This is a genomic window from Streptomyces sp. RK9, from assembly GCF_045070545.1.
GTDB classification, from domain to species: domain Bacteria; phylum Actinomycetota; class Actinomycetes; order Streptomycetales; family Streptomycetaceae; genus Streptomyces; species Streptomyces alboflavus.
On record NZ_CP173704.1, the window covers coordinates 3641960 to 3661898 of the forward strand.

A 19939-nucleotide genomic window follows, 5' to 3' on the forward strand; every position below is an offset into this window, starting at 1 on the left:
GTCAACCGCCGGTGCCCGCACGGGAGCCATCCGTGAGGGGCTCACGCGCATACGCGTGCGTCTACGCTGCCCCCATGGACGTACTCGCAGGTCTGCTTGAGGGCCCCCGCGCCCGCGGCGCCTTCATGCTGCGCGCGTGTTTCGAGCCGCCCTGGTCGGTCCGGATCGCCGACGGGGCGCCCGTCTCGGTCATGATCATGGTGGCCGGTGAGGCCTGGCTCGTCCCGGAGAACGCGGACGGCACCCCGCACCCCGACCGGCCGCCCCGGCTGATCCGCCCCGGCGACGTGGCCATCGCCCGCGGCCCCGACCCCTACCTGGTCGCGGGCGACCAGGACACCCCGCCCTTCGGCGAGATCGGCCCCGGCCAGTCCTGCGCCCCGCTGAACGGCGCCCCGGAGGGCCACTACGCGCGCCTCGGCCTGCGCCGCTGGGGCCAGCCCGACGGGCCCGTCCAGATGCTGATCGGGACGTACCAGATGCGCGGCGAGATCACCGGACGCCTCCTCGACGCGCTGCCGCCGCTGCTCGTCCTGCCGACGGACGTGTGGGACTGCCCGCTCACACCGTTCCTCGCGGAGGAGATCGACAAGGACGATCCCGGCCAGGAGGTCGTCCTCGACCGCCTCCTCGACCTGCTGCTCATCGCGGCCCTGCGGGCGTGGTTCTCACGCCCGGAGGCGGCCGCCCCGGCCTGGTACGTGGCCATGGGCGACCCCGTCGTCGGCCCGGTCCTGCGGCTCCTCCAGGACGACCCGGCGCACCCCTGGACAGTCGCCTCGCTGGCCGCCAAGGCGGGCGTCTCGCGGGCCGCGCTCGCCCGGCGCTTCAGCGAACTCGTCGGCGAGCCCCCGATGACGTATCTGACCGGCTGGCGGCTCGCCCTCGCCGCCGACCTGCTGCGCGACAGCGAGCTGACGATCGCCTCGATCGCGCGCAAGGTCGGCTACGGCAGCGCGTTCGCCCTGTCCAGCGCCTTCAAGCGGGAGTACGGCGTCAGCCCCCAGGAACACCGCACGGGCGCGTCGTAGCCTGGGGTCATGGCGGTCGGCGGCAGGCACGAGGGGGCGGTGGTGCCCGCGTACGCCGAGCGGCCCTCCCTGGTGCTGCCCGGCGCCGTCGTGTGGACCAAGACGGCCGCACCGGACGCCGCCCCCGGTGCCCCGGCCGTCTCGCCGGTCCTTCCCGACGGCTGCATGGACCTGCTGTGGACCGAGGGCAGGCTCTACGTCGCCGGGCCGGACACGCACGCGTATCTGCCCGGCGTCCGGGAGTCCGGCCGGTACGTCGGCGTCCGCTTCGCGCCCGGCACGGCCCCCGCGATCCTCGGCGCCCCCGCCCACGAACTGCGCGACCGGCGCGTGGAGTTGGCGGACCTGTGGGGCGCCGCCGAGGTGCGCCGCCTCACCGCGCGCGTGGACGGGGCCGAGGACCCCGTGGCCGCGCTCGAGGCCGTAGCCGGGGAGCGGGCGGCCGACCGGCCGCCACCCGACCCGCTCCTGATCGCGGTCGTCCGCTCGCTGAGCGCGGGCCGGGGCGTCGCCGAGACCGCCGACGCCGCGGGCCTCGGCGCCCGGCAGCTGCACCGCCGCTCCCTGCCCGCGTTCGGCTACGGCCCCAAGACCCTCGCGCGCGTCCTGCGGCTCCAGCGGGCGCTCGCCCTGGCCCGCGCCGGACAGCCGTACGCGGACACGGCGGCCGCCGCGGGCTTCGCCGACCAGGCCCATCTGGCCCGGGACGTCAAGGAGTTGACGGGCATGCGCCTGACCGAGCTGCTCGGCTCCGGCTGACGGGGAGCGTGCGGCCGCCGGTCAGCGCGGCAGCGGGGCGAACAGGTCGGCGCCGTTGCCGTCGGGGTCGAGCACCGTCGCGTACCGCTGCCCCCACTTGGCGTCGAACGGCTTCAGCTCCGAGCGGTACCCGGCGGCCGTCAGCTCCTCGTACACCGCGTCCACGCCCGCGGGCGTACCGCAGTGGAAGGCGAGCCCGATGCGCCCGCCGCCTTCCGCCGGCTGCCAGTCGGGGGAGAAGGAGCGGATCGTCTCCTCGCTGTCGAGGGCGAAGCGCGGGCCGCCGGGGACGGTGGCCTCGGCGTGCGGCAGGTCCTCGGCGCCGGGCGGGAAGTCGAGGCCGAGCCTGCGGTAGAAGGCGAGGGACGCCGCCATGTCGGAGGTGACGATCCCCACCATGTCGAGGCGGGGCGTGACACGCGGCGCGGGGTCCGGGGTGTTCGTGTTCTGTGCGGTGTCGTCGCTGTTCATGTCGGAAAGCGTAGGCAGCCGCTCCGCGAGGGTCTTGAAGGAATCGGACACGCCGGGGGCGCGCGGGCGGGGCGCGGACGGCGTCCATGGCTGTCCCGGGCCCTGATTCCTCGCTACGGTGGTGTCATGGCTATCCCTGGCGAGAACCATCTTGCGGCAGCCGTCGTGGCCCACCGGGGCCGCGTGCTGCTCGTGCGTCGCAGTGAGACGGAGCGGTTCCTGCCACGCGTGTGGGGGGTGCCCTGCGGGAAGCTGGAGCCGGGCGAGAGCCCGCGCGACGGCGTGCTGCGCGAGCTGAAGGAGGAGACCGGACTGCTCGGCCACGTCGTGCGCAAGGTCGGCGAGTCCTCCTTCGTCAGCCAGTACCGAGGGCACGAGGTCAAGAACTGGCAGGACAACTTCCTCGTCCGTCCGCTCAGCTTCGACGTGACCCTGCCCCACCCCGACCAGGCCCATCGCTGGCTCGCTCCCGGCGAGCTGGACACGGTCGAGATCGACGACTACAACCGCGAGATCGTGGGCCAGGCGCTGAGCCGCCTGCGCACCCGCTGACAGCCCGGGCACCCGGGCCCGGTCGGCCCGAGCACCACCGATCCCAGGCCAGACGGGCGCCTACGAGCGCGCCAACTCCTCGCTCCCGCCGATCAGTTCGGCCAGCGCCCGCAGCTCCGCCAGATACTCCGCCACCTCCAGCGGCTCCTTCGCGTACGCCTGCGCCCGCCCGTCCCGGACGTCGCCCGTGAACACGTCCGTGTGGCGCCGCCGGTCCGAGCCCGTCTCCAGGAACAGCGTCACCGCCGTACCCGGCGAGGCGCACCACGCCCGGTGCAGCGCGTGCGACGGAAGGGCGTAGCCACTGCCCGCCGCGTACTCGGCTGACTGCGTCAGGCGCAGCCTCGCCCGCCCTGCCGGTTCCAGGAGCCAGTCGCTGACTTCCGCCGACAGCGACTCGCGGTAGCGCGCCGCCGCCAGCGGGCCGTCGCCCGCCGTCTCGTACAGCTCCATGCCGAGGGTGCCGCGCACCACGAACGAGGCCAGCGCGGAACGGTGGTTGTGGATGTCCTCACGGCCCGCCCGGTGCGAGCCGGGGTGCCAGACGTGCGCGCGCAGCATGTGCCGGGTGCCGACGGAGACGAGCAGCAGCTTGTCGAAGCCGAGGACGTGCCGGTACGAGAACCGCGCGCACCCCGAGGGGTCGCCGACGCCTGCCGCCAGCTCCGCCACGAGCGCCGAGAGCCGCCCAGGGGAGCCCAGTTCGGCGACGACCGCGCGCGCGGCCCGCACCAGCTCCTCCTCGTCCGGACCGTCGGGACCGTCGCGGCCGTCCCGCCCGGCGAGGCCCACGGGCCCGACGAGCCCGTCGAGGGCTCCCTCCATCAGCCGCCTGGCCCGCAGCACGTGCCGACCACCCATGCGGTCACTCCGCCTTCCGTCCGTTCCACGACCCCGCCCGCCGGGACGCGGAGCCGGTTCGACGACAGGCTCTCAGCGGTCCGGCTGATACATCCATACGGCATGGGCCCGCAGCGCCGAAAGGCCCTGATAGGTCATCCACAGGGGACGGCCGAGATCGTGCCCGTCCCAGTTCCAGATGCCCTCGTCCTGCTGGCGCAGCACACCGGCGACCGCGTCCGCGAGCAGCGTCCGCCACGCCTCCTCGCGGTCCTCGGCCACGGCGATCTCCCAGGCCCCGGGCGTGAGCAGGGCCCGCACCATCCACGCGGCCGTGAAGTGCCGTACGAACAGGACCTCTTGGCGCCAGGAGTCCTGCGGGTGCGGGCGGCGCACCTCCTCCTGCGTGTTGCGCAGGTCCGCGCACGTCTCGTGCCCCGGCATCGGGCAGGCCAGGAGCCAGCGGATGCCGTCCTCGCGGGCGGCCCGGGTGTTGCCGTCCTCGCCGAGCACGCGGGCCGCGCGGTCCAGGGCGACGACGGCCTGCGCGGTGTGCGCGGGCGAGGGCCGCGTGGTGTGCGCGGCGGGCCCGCGCAGGGCCGGGCCCCAGCAGCGGCGGTGCTCGCGGGCCGGGTCGGTGATGGTCCGGTCGACCAGCTCGTCCCGCAGCCGGGCGATGGCCGGGGATTCTGGCGCCGCGCGCAGCATGCCCCGCAGGACCGTCGTCACGACGTGCGTGCGGGCGAGTCCCGACGGTTCCAGGTCCGCGGTGAAGCGGGCCGCGCAGCGCGCCGCCTCGTCCGCGAGCCGCGCCGGGTCCGCGCCCGCGCGGGCGAGCGCGCCGAGGACCAGCGCCGTCACCTCGGGCCTGGGCACCGCCCCCTGGGAGCGGGCCGCCCAGCCGCCGTCGGAAAGACGCTGCCGCCACAGCGTCTCCACCAGCTCCGAGGGGTTCAACCGGCCGTCCTGCACGCCGAGTTCGAGGACGAGGTGCAGTCCGTACGCGGTGCCGGTGGGCGTGGGCCGCACCGGCAGGGTCTGCTCGTCCAGGGCGTGCGGCCAGCCCTTGAGCAGGCCGCGGTCGGGGTCGTCGAGGACGGCGAGTTCGGCGTGCAGGGTGCGGTGGGTCGCGGCGGCGAGCGCCGGGAAGGGGCCGGGGGCGTGTGCGGACCCCGTGGCCGCGCCGGTGCCGAGGGCGCGCGGCGCGGCCGGCGCGCCGTCGTCGTCCGTGCCCGCCCGTGCGCGCAGCAGCGCCGCCGCGAGCCAGGCCGCGAGGGCCGTGCCGACGCCGCTGACGCCCGCGATGCCGTACCGCGCGGCGTCCGTGGACAGCTCCTGCGGCAACACGCCCACCAGGGACTGGAACACGGCGTACCCCGCGGCGACGCAGCCGAAGCCGCCGAGCCAGCCCACGAACCGGCCCTGGCGCGAATCGCCCGGGGGCGGCGGCTCCGGATCCGGCCGGGCCGGGCTGCGGCCCAGCTGCTGCTGTGACACGGGATGTTCCCTCCCCCCAGGGCGGCGCGTGGGTCGTCGTCATTCCCAGTCTAGGCGGCCGTAACCGGGTTTCTCCGGGTCAGGAAGGGTCCGGAACCCGTGGCCGCGGGGCGCGCCGCCCCGTTCAGTGTTCTCTCAACGCCCCCGTCCGGTCATGGCGAACGTGAAGGTGAACTCCGCCGGTTGCGCGCGGAGTTCGTGCTGCGGAAGGACCCCGGGGCCGCACGACTGCGAGCCGATGCCGCGCTGCCCGTGGTCGAGGTGCACCCACACCGTGGGACCCGGCTTCAGGTCCGTGCGGTGGGCCGCCGCGTCGAGCTCCGCGTCGCTCCAGCGCCGGGCCGAGAACCAGAACTCCGGTTCGCCGACGATCCGCACCCCGGCGCCGTCGAAGCCGTCGCGCAGCTCGGCCCAGCGCACGTCGGCGCGGGCGCCGTTCTCCTGCGGGCGGACGTACGGCGTCTGCATCCGGCCGACGTCCATGTTCCAACGGCTCACGCACGAGGCGGATCCCGTGTCCGGGTACGCCTCCCCGGGACCGCCGCCGAACCAGTGCGCGTACCCCAGGACGGCGGGAAGCCCGAGCCGGATCCCGAGCCGGGGCAGCGGCACCTCCCAGTCGCCCTCCGGCGTCACCGACACCGCGAGCCGCAGGGCCGTGCCGTCGGACGTCCAGCGGTAGACGGTGCGCAGCGCCAGGTCGCGCGCCGCCGGGGCGACCCGGGTGCGGACGGTGAGCCCGTCGGCGTCCGACTCGACGCCGTCCAGGCGGTGTTGCATGCGGTCGAGGCCCAGCTTGCGCCAGAGCGGGCCGTAGCGCGTGTCGGGCTGCCAGGGCGCGCCGTCGTCGTTGTCGGTGGGCACCCGCCACACGTCCAGGCGCGGGGCCGCGGTCAGGGTGACGTCGGCGAGTGCGCGCAGGTCGCCCGTGCGGGCGTCGAAGCGGCCGGGGCCGAGCGCCACGTCGTAGCCGCTGCGGCGCGGGCGTTCGCCGGTGGCGACGGGCACGGGCGGGCGCGGCGTGACGGCGAAGTCGGCGCGGGCCACCACGTGGTCGAGGGAGGTCCAGTTGGTCTCCTCGCACACCATGGCCGACACGTGCAGCCGGATCTCGGCGCCGTTCGCGGCCTGCGGCGGGTCGGGCAGCTTCAGCTCGACGCTCTCGCCGGGGCCCAGCTCGGGCGGCACGTCGAGGGGGCCCGACACCGGGTGCGCGGGGCCGTCCGCGAGGTACGTCCACTCGAACGCGAGCTCCGCCAGGTCCGCGAAGTCGTACAGGTTGGTCACCGACACCGTGCCGGACACCGGGTCGTAGGTGAACCGCACCGGCTGGATCACCTGTTTGTAGTCGAGGAGCCCGGGGGACGGCGTCCGGTCGGGGAAGCACAGGCCGTCGCAGACGAAGTTGCCGTCGTGCAGCTCCTCGCCGAAGTCGCCGCCGTAGGCGTACCCGAACTCCGGGTGCTTCAGGCCGTGGTCGATCCACTCCCAGACGAAGCCGCCCTGCAGCCGCTCGTACCGCTCGAACAGGTCCTGGTACTCGCGCAGGCCGCCGGGGCCGTTGCCCATGGCGTGCCCGTACTCGCAGAGGATGAACGGCAGCCTGCGCCGCGCCTCGGGTCCCTCGTCCTCGCCCCGGCCGATGCGTTCGACCTCGGCGTGGTCGGCGTACATCCGCGCGTACATGTCGGTGTCCTGGCAGGACGGGTCGCCCTCGTAGTGCAGGAGCCGGTCCGGGTCGCGGTCGCGGATCCAGGCGGCCATGGCGCGCAGGCCCCTGCCCGTGCCGCACTCGTTGCCGAGCGACCAGATGATCACCGACGGATGGTTCTTGTCGCGCTCGACGGTGCGGGCGGCGCGGTCGAGGAGGGCCGGGGTCCAGCGGTCGTCGTCGGCGGGGTTGCCGCGCCAGCCCAGCATCGTGAAGCCGTGCGTCTCCAGGTCGCACTCGTCGATGACCCACAGGCCCAGCTCGTCGCAGAGGTCGAGGAAGGCGGGGTGCGGCGGGTAGTGGGAGGTGCGGACGGCGTTGATGTTGTGCTGCTTCATCAGCTGGACGTCGGCGCGCATCGTGGCGAGGTCGAGGGCGCGGCCCTTCTCCGGGTGGAACTCGTGCCGGTTGACGCCCCGGAACAGCAACGGCCGCCCGTTCACGGTGATCAGCCCGTCGGTGAGGGCGACCGTGCGGAACCCCACCCGCAGCGGAATCCGCTCGCCCGCCGTGGCCAGCTCCGCGTCGTACAGGCGGGGCCGCTCCGCCGACCACGGCTCGACCGGCACGGTCACGCTCTGCCCGGTCGCGACGTCCACGCCCAGCTCCGGCACCGTCACGCGGCCCGGCACGTCGGAGTCCACGCGCAACGTGCCCGTGCCCGCCTCGTGGTCGTACGAGGCGTGCGTGAAGAAGTCCCGCGCCGCGCCCTCGGGCCGGTGCAGGAGCGTCACGTCCCGGAAGACGCCGGGCAGCCACCACTGGTCCTGGTCCTCCAGGTACGACCCCGACGACCACTGGTGCACGCGCACCGCGAGGACGTTGCCCTCCGGCCGCAGCAGGTGCCCCACCGCGAACTCGTGCGGGAGCCGCGACCCCTTGAAGTCCCCGAGCAGGGTGCCGTTCAGCCACACCCGTGCACACGACTCGACCCCGTCGAACCGCAGCACCGCGTCCCCGTCCGCGGGCCAGGCGCCGGGCAGGTCGAAGCCGCGCAGATGGTCGCCCGTCGGGTTCTCCGTCGGCACCCGCGGCGGGTCGACGGGGAACGGATACATCTGGTTGGTGTAGACGGGCGCGCCGTGGCCCTGGAGGACCCAGTGCCCGGGCACGACGACCTCGTCCCAGGCCGCGGCGTCGAACCCGGCGGCGGCGAACGACTCGTCGAGCCCGTGGGCGCCGGGGGAGAGCCGGAACCGCCAGCTCCCGTTCAGTGAGAGCACGGCGGCGTCCGAGCCCGCGTACCACGCGCGGGGTGCGAGACCGCCGGTGCCGGGGGACACGTCCTCGTGGTGGGGAAGTTCCATGGGTCCATCACAACCCGCGGAAGGTGCGGTCTCAATTCTTTGCGTCGGCAGGTTGTTGGATTCTTGGCGCGTGATCTGGACCGAACGGCGCGGCGGGCCCGGCCTCAGCCCCGGCCGAGGTCGGCGTACACCACGATCTGCCAGGCGAGGACCCCGACGGCGGCGGCCTCCGCGCCCGAGACCGCGAGCAGCGGCCAGGTGAGGTGGCCGTTGACCCAGAAGGCGGTCAGCGCTGCCAGCGGCGAGACCGCGAACGCCAGCAGGTCCACGGCGAGCTGCAGGGCCTTGCGCGAGCCCCGGCGCCGGTCGTCGCGGTGGGCCGACTCCCAGGTGAGGATCTCCTCGTCCACGTCGAGGACTTCGGCAAGGCGCGGCGCGAGGGTCGTGCGCACATGGCGGCCGATGGCGGAGATCTTCTCGTCGTTGACGAGGTACGTCCATCCGAGCAGCAGCGTGATCGGCGGGAGCAGCAGCAGGAGCGCCGCGTGGTCGCCCGCGCGCATCGTGGCGGCGATGACGGCGGCCGTGGCGGCGAGCATCGCGTACAGGAGGTTGTCGCGCAGCCGGATCCGCCCCGTCTGTTCCGCCTTCAGCTGTTCGTACTCGGTCAGGAGTACGCGTCCGAGCGTCACCTCGTCCGGCTCCGCCATCCTGCCTCCGTCCGTTCGGGGTCGTCGCGGGCGTGCGGTGTCACGGGCGGGGGCGCGGCGGCTTCGCGCCCGGCCTCACAGCAGGTGGGGGAGCAGGGCGCAGAAGACCTCCGCGGCGTTGCGGGCGGCGACGGCGTGATGGCGGTCGTCCTTGTCGGGGCCCGCCGCGTCCGACATGCCACGGACCATCAGCCAGGGCTCGGGGGCGCGGTCGTGGGCGGGGCCCGCGTACACGGCCTCGGCGAGGCCCGCGCCCTCCGTCTCCACCGCGAGGACCTTCTCGTTGTACGCGCGCAGATAGGCCCGCTCGGCCGCGTCGGTGTCGGCGAGGACGGCCTCGCCCGAGCCGACGAGGCCGCGCAGCGCCCGGTGCTCCCCGGCCCAGGGCAGCCGCCAGGGCTCGTCGTGCTCCGTGAAGAAGTCGTTGACGGCGTGCTGCACCTCGGCGGCCACCGGGTGGCTGCGGCCGCGCCTGCGGATCCCCTCGGGCGTCACCTTGCGGGGTTCGTAGTGCACGACCTCCTGCGCCACGACGACATCGCCCAGGCCCAGGTCCGGGTGGACGGCGCCGGCGATGCCGACGAGGGCGAGGAAGCGCGGTGCGTACGCGGCGCGCAGGGCCGCCACCGCGCTGCCCGCCGACAGCTGGCCCGGGTGCAGCGACTGGGTCACGGCGACCCGCACCGGGCGGCCCGCGTCGACCCAGCGGAACTCGCGGAACCGCTCGCGGCGCGCGGTGACCGTCTTGCGCTGCGTGCCGCGCAGGGAGAGCGCGGCGACGAGGGCGCGGGTCTCCACGGAGAGGACGGTGACGACGCCGAGGTCCCAGGTCTCGGGGGCGGGGTCCGGCGGGGGCTCGGCGTCGGCGGCGCTCTGGGCGGAGACGGTGATGCTCCCCGAGCCGGTCTGGATGATCCCGCTGTTGCCGGTGCTGATGACCCCGTTGTTCCCCACGGCGTCCCTCCCGGGATCACTTGCCGACACTCGTGCCCTCGCCCATGGCCCCCGATACGTCGATGTCCCCCGAGCCGGTCTGGATGATCCCGCTGTTGCCGGTGCTGATGACCCCGTTGTTGAGGATGGCCGTGGCGCGGCGCCGGAACTCGGAGGTGTCCACGCCCCGCTCGGTCAGGTAGTCGCCGACCGTCGAGAGCAGCCGCTGCTCGATGATCTTCAGATGCTTCACGACGTCGAACGTCTGGAAGTAGTTCTCGTCCGCGCCGATCGCCGCCAGTTCGCGCGCGCTGCAGTCCGCGCCGACGTCCCGCCCCCGCTTGAGCTGCGCCACGGTGGCATCGCTCCCGGCGCCGAGGGCGCCGAGCAGGGGCAGCGGCGCCCGCAGCAGCCGCAGCGGCGCGAGCGCGATGTCCCGGATGCGGCCGCCGTGCAGCGCGGCCGCCCGCAGCGTCGCCAGGGTGCCCGTCCCGCCGATGGTGTCGACGACCTGGTAGGCGAGGCGGGTCGGCGCGAGCGCCCGGCTGCTGAACTCGATGTACATCGTGCGCCCTTGCAGCGACACATGGACGAAGACGGTGGTCACCACCTCGCCGCCCCAGGACTCCACCTGGCACGTCAGATAGTGCCGGGCCGTCTCCTGCGGCCGGTCCAGGATCCGCTCGACGAGGCCGGCGCGGGCTGCGGGCTCCAGGTCGTCCGCGTAGTCGCGCGCGTAACGGCCCTCCACGAAGAGGGAGTCGAGCACCCGCAGCCCCGGAAGGCGGGTCTCGGGGTCCTCCTCGGTGTCGAGGGCCGTGATCGCGCGCCGCAGCTCCTCCACCAACTCCCGGGTGGCGAACGGCTTCTTCTCGAACTCGACGTCCTTGTCGACGCCGAGCGGCTTGGCCTCGATCAGACGCTGCGCGAACGACCAGGTGCGCAGGCCGCTGCCGCTTCCGACGAACGGGCTCGCGCCCGAGTACACGACCAGGGGGTGCCGCTGCTGGCTCTCGATCACGGCGAGGCGGCCGCGGGTGCGCGGGCGGCGCGGATCCGTGCCGTGGGCGCGCAGCCGGTTCACGGCGAGCTGGCGCAGGGTGCCGAGGACCGCGAGGACGGCGCAGAGCGTCAGGGCGATCGCGGCGGCCGTGAGGAACACGCCGTCGCCCGCGCTTCCCCTGACGCCCGCGACCACGCCCACGGTGACGAGGGCGGCGACGACGAGGTCGTAGCCGAGGGTCCTGCGCCACCGGGGTGTGTCCGTGTCCGCGTCCGCGTCGTCGTCGGTGTCCGGGTCCGGGTCCGGGGCGTCGGTGTACCGGTGTCCCAGGGCCCGGACCGAGCGCGTGGCGTACGTGACCAGCGCGGCCACCAGGCCGATGTCGAAGAGGGCGACGGCGGCGAGGAGCGCCGGGAGCGGGTACAGCAGGATCGCCGCGCAGCACAGCGTGAGCAGCACGGCGTCGCCGACGGTGGACAGCCACCAGGCACGCCACGCGTGCGTCACCACGGGCACGAGGTCGTAGCCGTACGACGGTGCGACCCGGCGTTTGCGGGCGTTGTAGACCCGGTGCAGGACGGCGTCGCGGAACCCGGGGTCCAGGTAGACCCCGGCGCACAGCCGCCGCGTCGCGGTGCGGTCCGGCAGTTCCCTGCCCACGCCGGGTGGGGCGGGTGATTCAGGCGTCGTCATACGTCCCCCGTAAGTGCTCCGCCCGAGAGAGCCCACCAGCATAACGGCGCCGCGGGGGTCTGTCAGGGTGGGAACGCGTCAGTTCGGTGGACCAACTCGCTTGTGCGCACGGGGAGTTGGGTGTCGCCGGGTTGGGTTCGCCCTCGGGTGGCGCGGGGTGCGGATCGGGTGGGCGGAAAAAGCGGAAAAAGAGGTGGCGGTCCGCGGGAGGCGGGAGCTACAGTCAACGCGTTCCTCGGCGGAAGCGACGCGCGACCGCCGCAGTCGGCCGAGCAGGTTCCCAGGAGGTGTGATTCATGGCTGTCGTTGCGAACGGTGCTGCCCGCACCCAGACGTTCATCCACACCACCTCCGTGGTCTCCGGCTGACCTCTCTCGTCCTTCGCCGCGCCCGTCCGGCGCGTGGGCCGGGGCCACCCTGTGAAGGGTTCCCCTTGTCTTCCTCCGCTTTCCGCTCTTCCTCTGCTTCCCCTGCTTCTTCCGGTTCCTCCCCGGCCGCCGTCTCCGCGGCTCTCTCCGAGTCCGCGGTGTCCTCCCTCGTGCCGTACGGCTGGGACGAGGACTGGGCCGCCGCCTTCGCCCCGTACGCGGCGCAGGGGCTGCTCCCCGGACGCGTCGTCCGCGTCGACCGCGGCAGCTGCGACCTGGTCGTCACCGAGGAGGGCGTCATCCGTGCCGACACCACGTACGTCACCCCGCACGACCCCCTGAAGGTCATCTGCACCGGCGACTGGGCGGCCGTCGACCCGGCCGGCGGCGACCCCCGCTACGTACGGGCCTACCTGCCGCGCCGCACCTCGTTCGTGCGGTCCACCTCCTCCAAGCGGTCCGAGGGGCAGATCCTCGCGGCCAACGTCGACCACGCCGTCATCGCGGTGTCCCTGGCCGCCGAGCTCGACCTCGGCCGCATCGAGCGGTTCCTCGCGCTCGGCTGGGAGTCCGGCGCCCAGCCCGTCGTCGTCCTCACCAAGGCCGACCTCGTGCCCGACGCCACCGCCCTGTCGTACCTCGTCGAGGACGTCGAGACGACCGCCCCCGGCGTCCAGGTCCTCACCGTCAGCGCCGCCGACGGCGACGGCGTCGACGTCCTCGCCGCGGTCCTCTCCGGCGGTACGTCGGTGCTCCTCGGGCAGTCCGGCGCGGGCAAGTCGACCCTCGCCAACGCGCTCGCCGGGGCCGACGTCATGGACGTCCAGGCGATCCGCGACGTCGACGGCAAGGGGCGGCACACCACCACCACCCGCAACCTCCTCGTCCTGCCCGGCGGCGGTGTCCTCATCGACACACCGGGGCTGCGGGGCGTCGGCCTGTACGACGCGGGGACCGGCGTCGGCCAGGTCTTCGCCGAGATCGAGGAGCTCGGCGAGGGGTGCCGCTTCCAGGACTGCGCGCACGTCGCGGAGCCGGGCTGCGCCGTGCTCGCCGCCCTTGAGGACGGCACGCTCCCCGAGCGGCGCCTTGACAGCTACCGGAAGTTGATCCGGGAGAACCAGCGCATCGTCGCCAAGACCGATGCCAGGGTCCGGGCGGACATGCGCCGGGAGTGGAAGCGGCGCGGGGCCGAGGGGAAGGCCGCCATGGAGGCGAAGCGGGGGCGCTTGCGCTGAGCATGTGCGGCGGGGCGCGGTGGTTCTTTGGCCGCGGGGCGGTGGGGGCTGGTCGCGCAGTTCCCCGCGCCCCTTACGGGGCGCTGGTACGCGCCCCGTAAGCCCGCGCGCGCCGACGTACCGGGCCGCCAGCGTGACGTCCGATTCCCGCTAGCCCCGGCGGCAGCCGCGCCGCACACTGGACGTGTGAGCGATCAAGACACCAGGTACGAGGCCGTCCGCAGCCGTGACGCCCGTTTCGACGGGGAGTTCTTCTTCGCCGTCGAGACGACCGGCATCTACTGCCGGCCGAGCTGCCCGGCGGTCACGCCCAAGCGGCAGAACGTCCGCTACTACCCGACGGCCGCCGCCGCGCAGAGCAACGGCTTCCGGGCCTGCCGCCGCTGCCGCCCCGACGCCGTGCCCGGCTCCGCCGAGTGGAACGTCCGCGCCGACGTGGTCGGCCGGGCCATGCGGATGATCGGGGACGGCGTCGTCGACCGCGAGGGCGTCGGCGGCCTCGCCGTCCGGCTCGGGTACAGCGCCCGCCAGGTCCAGCGCCAGCTCACCGCCGAGCTGGGCGCGGGCCCGGTCGCGCTCGCCCGCGCCCAGCGCGCGCACACCGCCCGCGTGCTGCTCCAGACCACCGACCTGCCGGTCACGGAGATCGCGTTCGCCGCCGGATTCGCCAGCGTCCGGCAGTTCAACGACACCATCCGCGCCGTGTACGAGCTGACGCCCACCGGGCTGCGCGCCGCCGCGCCCAAGCGCGGCGGCGGCCGCGGCACCCCCGCCGCGGGCATCCCGCTGCGCCTCGCCCACCGCGGCCCCTACCAGGCCGCCGCCGTCTTCGACCTGCTCGCCCACGAGGCGCTGCCCGGCGTCGAGGACGTCAGCGGGGAGCGCGGCGCCCGCACGTACCGGCGCACCCTGCGGCTGCCGTACGCCTCCGGGATCGTCGCCGTCGAGGAGCGCGACGCCCGCAAGGGCTCCGACAGCCACCGCTGCGGCTGGCTGGAGGCTCGCCTCCACCTCACCGACCTGCGCGACCTGACCACCGCCGTGCAGCGCCTGCGCGGCCTCTTCGACCTGGACGCCGACCCGTACGCCGTCGACGAGCGGCTCTCCGCCGACCCCCGGCTCGCCCCCCTCGTCCGGGCCCGCCCCGGACTGCGCTCGCCGGGTGCGGCCGACCCGGAGGAGTTCGCGGTGCGCGCGGTCGTCGGCCGGGAGGAGGCGCGGCGGCTCGTCGTCGAGCACGGCACCCCGCTGCCGTCGCCGTGCGGCACGCTCACCCACGTCTTCCCCGCGCCGGAGGCCGTCGCCGGACGGCTCCCGCTCGCGGCCGCCCTCGCCGACGGCACGGTGCGCCTGGACGCGGGCGTCGACCGCGACGACGCCGAGCGGCAGCTGCGCGCGGTGGCCGGTGTGGACGCGGTGGCGGCCGCGGCCATCCGGACCCGGGCCCTCGGTGACCCGGACGTGGCCCCGCCGGGCGAGCCGGTGTCGGACGCGTGGCGGCCCTGGCGTTCGTACGCGGTGCGTCATCTGCGTACGGGAGCGGCGGGAGCGCGGGTGGGGGAGGCGCGGCTCCTCACGGCGTAGGGGCCCGCACGACGAGAGGGGGCCTTCGCGCCGCACGTGCGAAGGCCCCCTCCTGCTGTTCTGAACTCCTTATGGGGAAGGGGAGTTCAGCTCTGTCGGTGCCGCTCTCTCGGCACGGCTCTCTCGGCACGGCTCTTTCGGTACGCGGCTCTCTCGGTACGGCCGGGGGAGTTCACCCCGTCCCGCCCAGGCCGTCGGTTCCCCGGCGGGCCCGTCGCATCGCGTACCAGCCCGCCGCCGTCAGTGCCGCCGCGAGGGCCGCGGCGCCGCCGATGGTCTGACCGGTGGAGGCGAGGCTGCCGTCCGACCCGGCGTTGCCGGTGCCGCCGACAGAGCCGCCGGATCCGCCCGAGCCCGCCGTGCCGGAGCCCTCGGAGCCCCCGGACCCGCCGGAGTCGGAGCCGCCCGCCGAGCCGCCCCCGTCGGAACCGTCGGACCCGCCGTCGTCCGTACCGCCGTTGCCGTCGCCGTCCCCGGGGCCGTCACCGCCGCCGTCGGCGAAGGTCACCGGCACTCGGACGTCCTGCGAGCGGTCGCCCGGCCGGGTGTGGTCCGCGCGGGTCGCGAGGACGCAGCGCGTGGTGCGGCAGTCCGTCGAGCCGTCCTTGGCGTCGACGGTCAGCTCGACCTTGAACGAGCCGTCCTTGCCGTAGGGGACGGCCAGGTCCGCGCCGTGCGGCGGCGGGTTGTTCGAGATCCACGCCGACGCCTTCGAGCCGCCGTCCGTGGCCGCGCCGCCCACACAGGGCGTCGGTGTCTTGCCGGGGCCGTTGTCGACGCACAGGGCCGCGTAGATGCCCTTCTTCTCGTCGTAGCCGGAGCCCGTGACAGTCAACTTCTGTTTTTTGGGCGCGAGTTCGTTCACCGGGGTGACGGTGAGCCGCTGCCCCTGGGGGCCGGTCGCCGAGCCCTCGTCGCCCGGTTTCGCGCGGACCTCGAGGGTGGCGGGCTCCGAGTGCGCCGTGCCGGCGTCGTTGCTGAACTCGGCGCGGTAGCGGTGTCCGTCGAGGCGCGCGCGGGCGGTGAAGGTGTACGAGGGTTTCGTGGCGCCCTCGACCGCGGTCCAGGAACGGCCGCCGTCCGTGCTCCGCTGCCAGCGCACGGCGGGCTCGGGGGTGCCGTCGGCCCGCGCGGTGAACGTGACCTCGGCCCCGTCGTCGGCGCTCACGTCGGTCGGCGACGCGGTGACCTTCGGCGGGGTGTTCCGCTCGATCCGGGTGATCCGGTTCTGGGCCGGGCTGGTCACGAACACCTCGGCGCCGCCCGGCGCCACCGCCACGGCGGCGTAGCCGAGTTGGGCCTCGTTGCCGGGCAGCGACACCGGCTCGGCGACCGGCTTCAGGGTGCCGGTGTCGAGGACCGTCAGGGAGCCCCGGCCGTCGTAGTCGGGTGCGCCCGGGTCGCCGACGTCCTGCCGGGCGACGTACGCCCGGGAGCCGTCGAAGGCCACGTCCCGCGCCAGGTCCTTGCCGTCGACGGTGCCGCGCGCGGCGCCCTCGGCGTCGAACACCATCACCTTGTCCTGCCGTCCGACCCACACCGAGCCGGTCGCCGGGTCGACGGCCGTGAAGCCCTCCGTGCCTTCCGTGACGGGGAGTTCGACGGCCTTGGTGACGGTGAAGGAGGTGGTGTCGATCCGGTACAGCTTGTTCTGCGCGAGGTCCGTCGACCACACCGCTTTCCGCGCGATGTCGACGGCGAACTGTCCGGCGCCCGGCAGCGTCAGCGTCCGCTCGGCCTCCCCCGTGGCCGTCACGACCTCCGTCAGGACGGCGCCCTGGGCCACCAGCGTCGTCCCGTCCGTGACTCCGGGACCGACGTCGGTGACCTTGGCGCCCGCGAGCCAGACGCCCTTGGCCTCCTGGTCGCCGTCCTTGGCCGTGCCGAGGCCCTTGAGCGGATAGTGGAAGACCACGCCGTCGCCCGGCAGCGGCGCGGCGATCTTGCGGACGGCCGACTCGCGCGGCACGCCGTTCGAGCCGGGCGCCTTCGTGGTCCGGCCGCGCACCGCGCCGCTGGCCCGGTCGAGCACGTACAGCCCCATCTCATTGACGTCCGCCGTCCCCGAGTCGTCGTCGGAGCCGACGTACAGCTTCTTCGCATCGGGGTGGATCGTGACGTCGAGCGGTTTCCCGGCCGTCGTGAAGTCGCCCGTGCGCCGATAACTCACCTTCTCCTCGGCGGAGTCGGCGGAGTCGGCGGCACCGGCGCCCGCGGGGCCCGCGGGCGCGAAGCCCGCGGTGAGGCCGGCGAGCGTCAGCGCCGACGCGGCCAGCAGCGAGGTGCGTCTCATCGTGTGACCGTCCGGCCTACTGGAAGGTGACCGGGATGTGCACGTCGTACTTGCGGTCGCCGGAGTCGAAGTGGTCGGCGCGCGTCACGATCGCGCACTCCACGGTCTCGCCGCACACCTGGCCGTTGCCCAGGTCGGCCTTCACGTGGATTTTCACGGAGAATTTGCCGCCCGCGGCGAAGCGGGAGCTGTTCGGCACGGTGCCGCCGCCGACGTTGGACACCCAGTGCGAGGCGCCGGTCGTGCCGGACTGGTCCTGGCCGCCCAGGCACGGCGTCGGCTTGTTGGCGCCGGGCGCCCCGCTGACGGCGCACAGGCTGACGTACACGCCCTGCGCGGTGTTGTAACCGGTGCCCGAGACCGTGACGTTGGCGCCCGCGGCCGACGCGGTGTCCGGGCCGGTCAGCTGGAGGTTGTACGTTTTGCCGCCGTCGGTGATGGTGCGCTTGGCCGTGACGTCGGCCGCCGCGGCGGATCCGGCGAAGGCGGCGGTGAGCGCGGCGGCGGCGAGCGCGGTGACGCAGGCGCGGACGTGAGTGCGGGTGGGCATGGTGGACGGCACCTCTCTGGGTGTCAGGGACGAGGCACGCCCGAGCGAGCCTCGACTTAGGTAAGGCATACCTAAGTCGTTTCGGCTCTTCGTGTCAACGCCTCGTCCCGCCCCGTCCCGACGTCCCGTCAGCTCGCGGGCAGCCCCCATCTCGGGGCGTCGGCAACCGGCTTGACGGGCCTGATCCGCAGGTCGGGACGGTCCCCCCGGGCCGTGATCAGCGCGGAGCCGCCCTTGCCGAGCGTGATGCGCAACGCCCCGCCGCCCGCGTCCTCGTGGCGCAGCGGCCGCCCCCGCGCGTCCCGCACCTCGACCGGACCCGCGATGCCGTGCCGCACGACGCACGGCGCGCCCGCCTCGCTCACCAGGCGCACCCACCGCGTCGCCCCCCGCTCGCGCACCGCGCTGAGCAGGAACGCCCCCTGGGTGCGGAAGTCGTGGACCGTCAGGTCCGGCCACGCGGCGGGCAGCGCGGGAAAGACGCGGATGACGTCGCCCCAGGACTGGCACACCATGTCGTGCAGCGACTGCGCGGCCGACAGCGGCGTCTCGATGACCGGGCCCGACTCCTTGTACATGGTGTTCGCCTGGACGAAGCGGCTCATCAGCTGCCCCAGGTACTTCAGGGCGTCCTCGCCTTTGCCGAGCAGCGCCGAGATCGATGCGGCACCCGTGAACGTGTAGCCCTGCAGGGCTCCTTCGAAGCCCACCCAGTGCGCGAGGGACTTCTCGATCAGCGCCTTCTCGGCGGGCGCCCGGCCTGTCACCTCGTACAGCGGATAGACCGCGAGGAGGTGCGAGTAGTGGCGGTGCGACTTCGCGTAGGGGATGTCGGCGCCGATCATGTAGCCGTTCGCGTCGGTGGGGTACGCGACGAGCCGCGTCAGGACCTCGCGCCAGCGCGGCGCCAACTCGTCGTCCAAGCCCAGGAGTTCGGTCGTCTTCAGGAGCGTGCGGCAGCCCCAGGTGAGGAGCATCAGGTCGTAGTTGCAGTCTCTGCTGTTGCCGCCGTACTCCGGGGAGAAGGTCGCCGGGAGGTGCAACTTGCCGTCCGCGCCGGGCCGGAGGAAGTGCAGGTAGTAGTTCACGGCGCCGCGCAGGAGCGGGAAGAGGACGTCGCGCAGGATCGCGGTGTCCATGGTGTGGCGGTAGCTCAGCCAGACGTTGTGCAGCGCCCAGGTGAGGTTGCCGACCTCGGGGGTCGGAGGGTCCTGGCCCGGAATGCCCACGCCGTAGCCACCGTTCGTGACGGAGGCGCCGTTGACGAGACGGGTGTCGGTGGTGCGGGGCACGCCGAGGGAGTCGGTGCGGTAGGGCGCGGCGACCTCCTTGGCCAGGTTGTCCCGGAACTCGCTCAACGCCCGCGTGACGGCGTCGAGTTCGAGGTGGTTGGCGCCGTGGATCAGCCAGTACTCCAGCTGTACGTTCAGGTTCCACCAGGTGTTCGGCCATGGCGTCGGCTCCAGCCAGGGGCCGCAGGTCGCCATCACCGGGGCGTCGCGGCGGGCCGCCGCCGCGATCTTGTAGAGCTGGATCCAGTAGAAGCGCTGCATGCGGGCGTCCGGCAGCGACAGGAAGCTCTTGCGGTAGTAGGCGTCCCACCAGGAGCGGTGCGGCGCGGCGAGCGTGTCGTACGGCAGCCGGGCGGCGGCCCGCACCGCGCGCAGGGCCCGGTCGCGGGCCGTGGACTGCGGGTGCGAGTGCGCCACGTGGACGTACAACGTCCGTGCCCCGCCCCGCCGTCGCTCCCGCCACGCGGTGACGTGCTGCCCGCCCGCGAGCAGCGGCTGCACGGCCGCCGACACCCCGTCGTGGCTCTCCACCCGCGCGGGCGGATTGCCCTCGTAGCCCGCCGGCACCGGCTTGAACGCGGCCCGCGGGCTGATCGCCTCCGCCGGGTGGAACACCCAGCGGAAGCCGCGCTCGCCCGCGCTCGCCGTCACCTCCGCGGCGAGCACCGCACGCGAACTGTGCACGTGCGCGCGGACGCGGAGCGTGCCCCGGTCCGTGGTGAGCGTCCCCGTCAGCTCGGCGTCGCGCAGGCGCAGCCGCCAGTCGACGCCGGTGATCGCCCCGACGGGCTCCAGGGTGAAGTGGCCGATCGGCAGCCGGGCGAGGCCGAAGAGCGAGCCGAACTCGGGGCGGTGGTCCTGTACTTCGGAGTGCTGCACGTTGAAGCGGACGGCCGCCGTCTCGCGGCCGGGCTCGGCGTAGATCCCGGAGCCGAGGAAGCCGTTGCCCAGGAACGGGCCCTCGTACCAGGTCCTCGGCATCCGTTGCCAGACCATGTCCGCGTCGTCGAGGACGGTGCGCCAGGGGTCGGGGGCCGCGCGTTCCCGCGCCCGCGGCGCGGCCGCCGTGGCCCGCGCGGGCAGTCCGCCGACGAGCACCGCCCCGCCGAGCGCGGGTCCGGTGGCGAGCACGGCTCTTCTGGACGGGCGTGGCATGAGGCCTCCTGG

The 19939-nt window shown here is 74.3% G+C and carries 15 protein-coding genes; 5 read left to right on the top strand and 10 right to left on the bottom strand.

Annotated elements, in window-relative coordinates:
- The first annotated feature begins 74 nt into the window (after window positions 1-74).
- A complete protein-coding gene (locus tag AB6L24_RS35975) occupies window positions 75-1031 on the top strand; it encodes an AraC family transcriptional regulator (RefSeq protein ID WP_405662503.1) in 957 nt (318 codons plus the stop codon).
- A gap of 9 nt (window positions 1032-1040) precedes the next feature.
- The gene (locus AB6L24_RS35980; protein WP_405662505.1) at window positions 1041-1790 is read left to right on the top strand and encodes a helix-turn-helix domain-containing protein; all 750 of its coding nucleotides are present in this window, start codon (window positions 1041-1043) and stop codon (window positions 1788-1790) included.
- Window positions 1791-1811: 21 nt separating this feature from the next.
- Here AB6L24_RS35980 and AB6L24_RS35985 read toward each other — a convergent pair whose 3' ends face one another.
- Complete coding sequence (locus tag AB6L24_RS35985; RefSeq protein ID WP_380856514.1) at window positions 1812-2261, bottom strand: VOC family protein; 450 nt, start codon at window positions 2259-2261, stop codon at window positions 1812-1814.
- Window positions 2262-2387: 126 nt separating this feature from the next.
- On the opposite strand from AB6L24_RS35985, the gene AB6L24_RS35990 reads away from it, so the two are divergent.
- Entirely contained in the window at window positions 2388-2813 is a 426-nt protein-coding gene (locus tag AB6L24_RS35990; RefSeq protein ID WP_405662508.1) for an NUDIX hydrolase, read from the top strand.
- A gap of 60 nt (window positions 2814-2873) precedes the next feature.
- Here the strand turns inward: AB6L24_RS35990 and AB6L24_RS35995 are convergent, their stop codons facing one another.
- The 6 genes from AB6L24_RS35995 to AB6L24_RS36020 form a co-directional block, all read right to left on the bottom strand.
- Complete coding sequence (locus tag AB6L24_RS35995) at window positions 2874-3674, bottom strand: hypothetical protein (RefSeq protein WP_405662510.1); 801 nt, start codon at window positions 3672-3674, stop codon at window positions 2874-2876.
- Window positions 3675-3746: 72 nt separating this feature from the next.
- Complete coding sequence (locus tag AB6L24_RS36000) at window positions 3747-5150, bottom strand: hypothetical protein (protein WP_405662511.1); 1404 nt, start codon at window positions 5148-5150, stop codon at window positions 3747-3749.
- A gap of 135 nt (window positions 5151-5285) precedes the next feature.
- Window positions 5286-8168, bottom strand: a complete 2883-nt coding sequence (locus AB6L24_RS36005; protein ID WP_405662513.1) for a glycoside hydrolase family 2 TIM barrel-domain containing protein — start codon at window positions 8166-8168, stop codon at window positions 5286-5288.
- A gap of 104 nt (window positions 8169-8272) precedes the next feature.
- Window positions 8273-8818 carry a hypothetical protein gene (locus AB6L24_RS36010; protein WP_405662516.1) on the bottom strand — a complete coding sequence of 182 codons (546 nt, stop codon included), beginning with the start codon at window positions 8816-8818 and terminating at the stop codon, window positions 8273-8275.
- A gap of 75 nt (window positions 8819-8893) precedes the next feature.
- A complete protein-coding gene (locus AB6L24_RS36015; RefSeq protein WP_405662518.1) occupies window positions 8894-9772 on the bottom strand; it encodes a hypothetical protein in 879 nt (292 codons plus the stop codon).
- Window positions 9773-9788: 16 nt separating this feature from the next.
- The gene (locus tag AB6L24_RS36020) at window positions 9789-11447 is read right to left on the bottom strand and encodes a hypothetical protein (protein WP_405662521.1); all 1659 of its coding nucleotides are present in this window, start codon (window positions 11445-11447) and stop codon (window positions 9789-9791) included.
- A gap of 526 nt (window positions 11448-11973) precedes the next feature.
- Here AB6L24_RS36020 and rsgA point away from each other — a divergent pair.
- Window positions 11974-13053 carry a ribosome small subunit-dependent GTPase A gene (gene rsgA / locus AB6L24_RS36025; protein ID WP_405663562.1) on the top strand — a complete coding sequence of 360 codons (1080 nt, stop codon included), beginning with the start codon at window positions 11974-11976 and terminating at the stop codon, window positions 13051-13053.
- Between the two features lie 186 nt (window positions 13054-13239).
- On the top strand, window positions 13240-14637 hold the full coding sequence (locus tag AB6L24_RS36030; RefSeq protein WP_405662523.1) for a DNA-3-methyladenine glycosylase 2 family protein: 1398 nt from the start codon (window positions 13240-13242) through the stop codon (window positions 14635-14637).
- Window positions 14638-14809: 172 nt separating this feature from the next.
- Here AB6L24_RS36030 and AB6L24_RS36035 read toward each other — a convergent pair whose 3' ends face one another.
- The 3 genes from AB6L24_RS36035 to AB6L24_RS36045 form a co-directional block, all read right to left on the bottom strand.
- Entirely contained in the window at window positions 14810-16930 is a 2121-nt protein-coding gene (locus AB6L24_RS36035) for a hypothetical protein (protein ID WP_405662525.1), read from the bottom strand.
- A 16-nt stretch (window positions 16931-16946) separates the two neighbouring features.
- Complete coding sequence (locus AB6L24_RS36040; RefSeq protein WP_380856484.1) at window positions 16947-17480, bottom strand: hypothetical protein; 534 nt, start codon at window positions 17478-17480, stop codon at window positions 16947-16949.
- Between the two features lie 128 nt (window positions 17481-17608).
- Window positions 17609-19927 (bottom strand): glycosyl hydrolase family 95 catalytic domain-containing protein, encoded by a 2319-nt coding sequence (locus tag AB6L24_RS36045; RefSeq protein WP_405662529.1) that lies wholly within the window; start codon window positions 19925-19927, stop codon window positions 17609-17611.
- Between the last annotated feature and the right edge of the window lie 12 nt (window positions 19928-19939).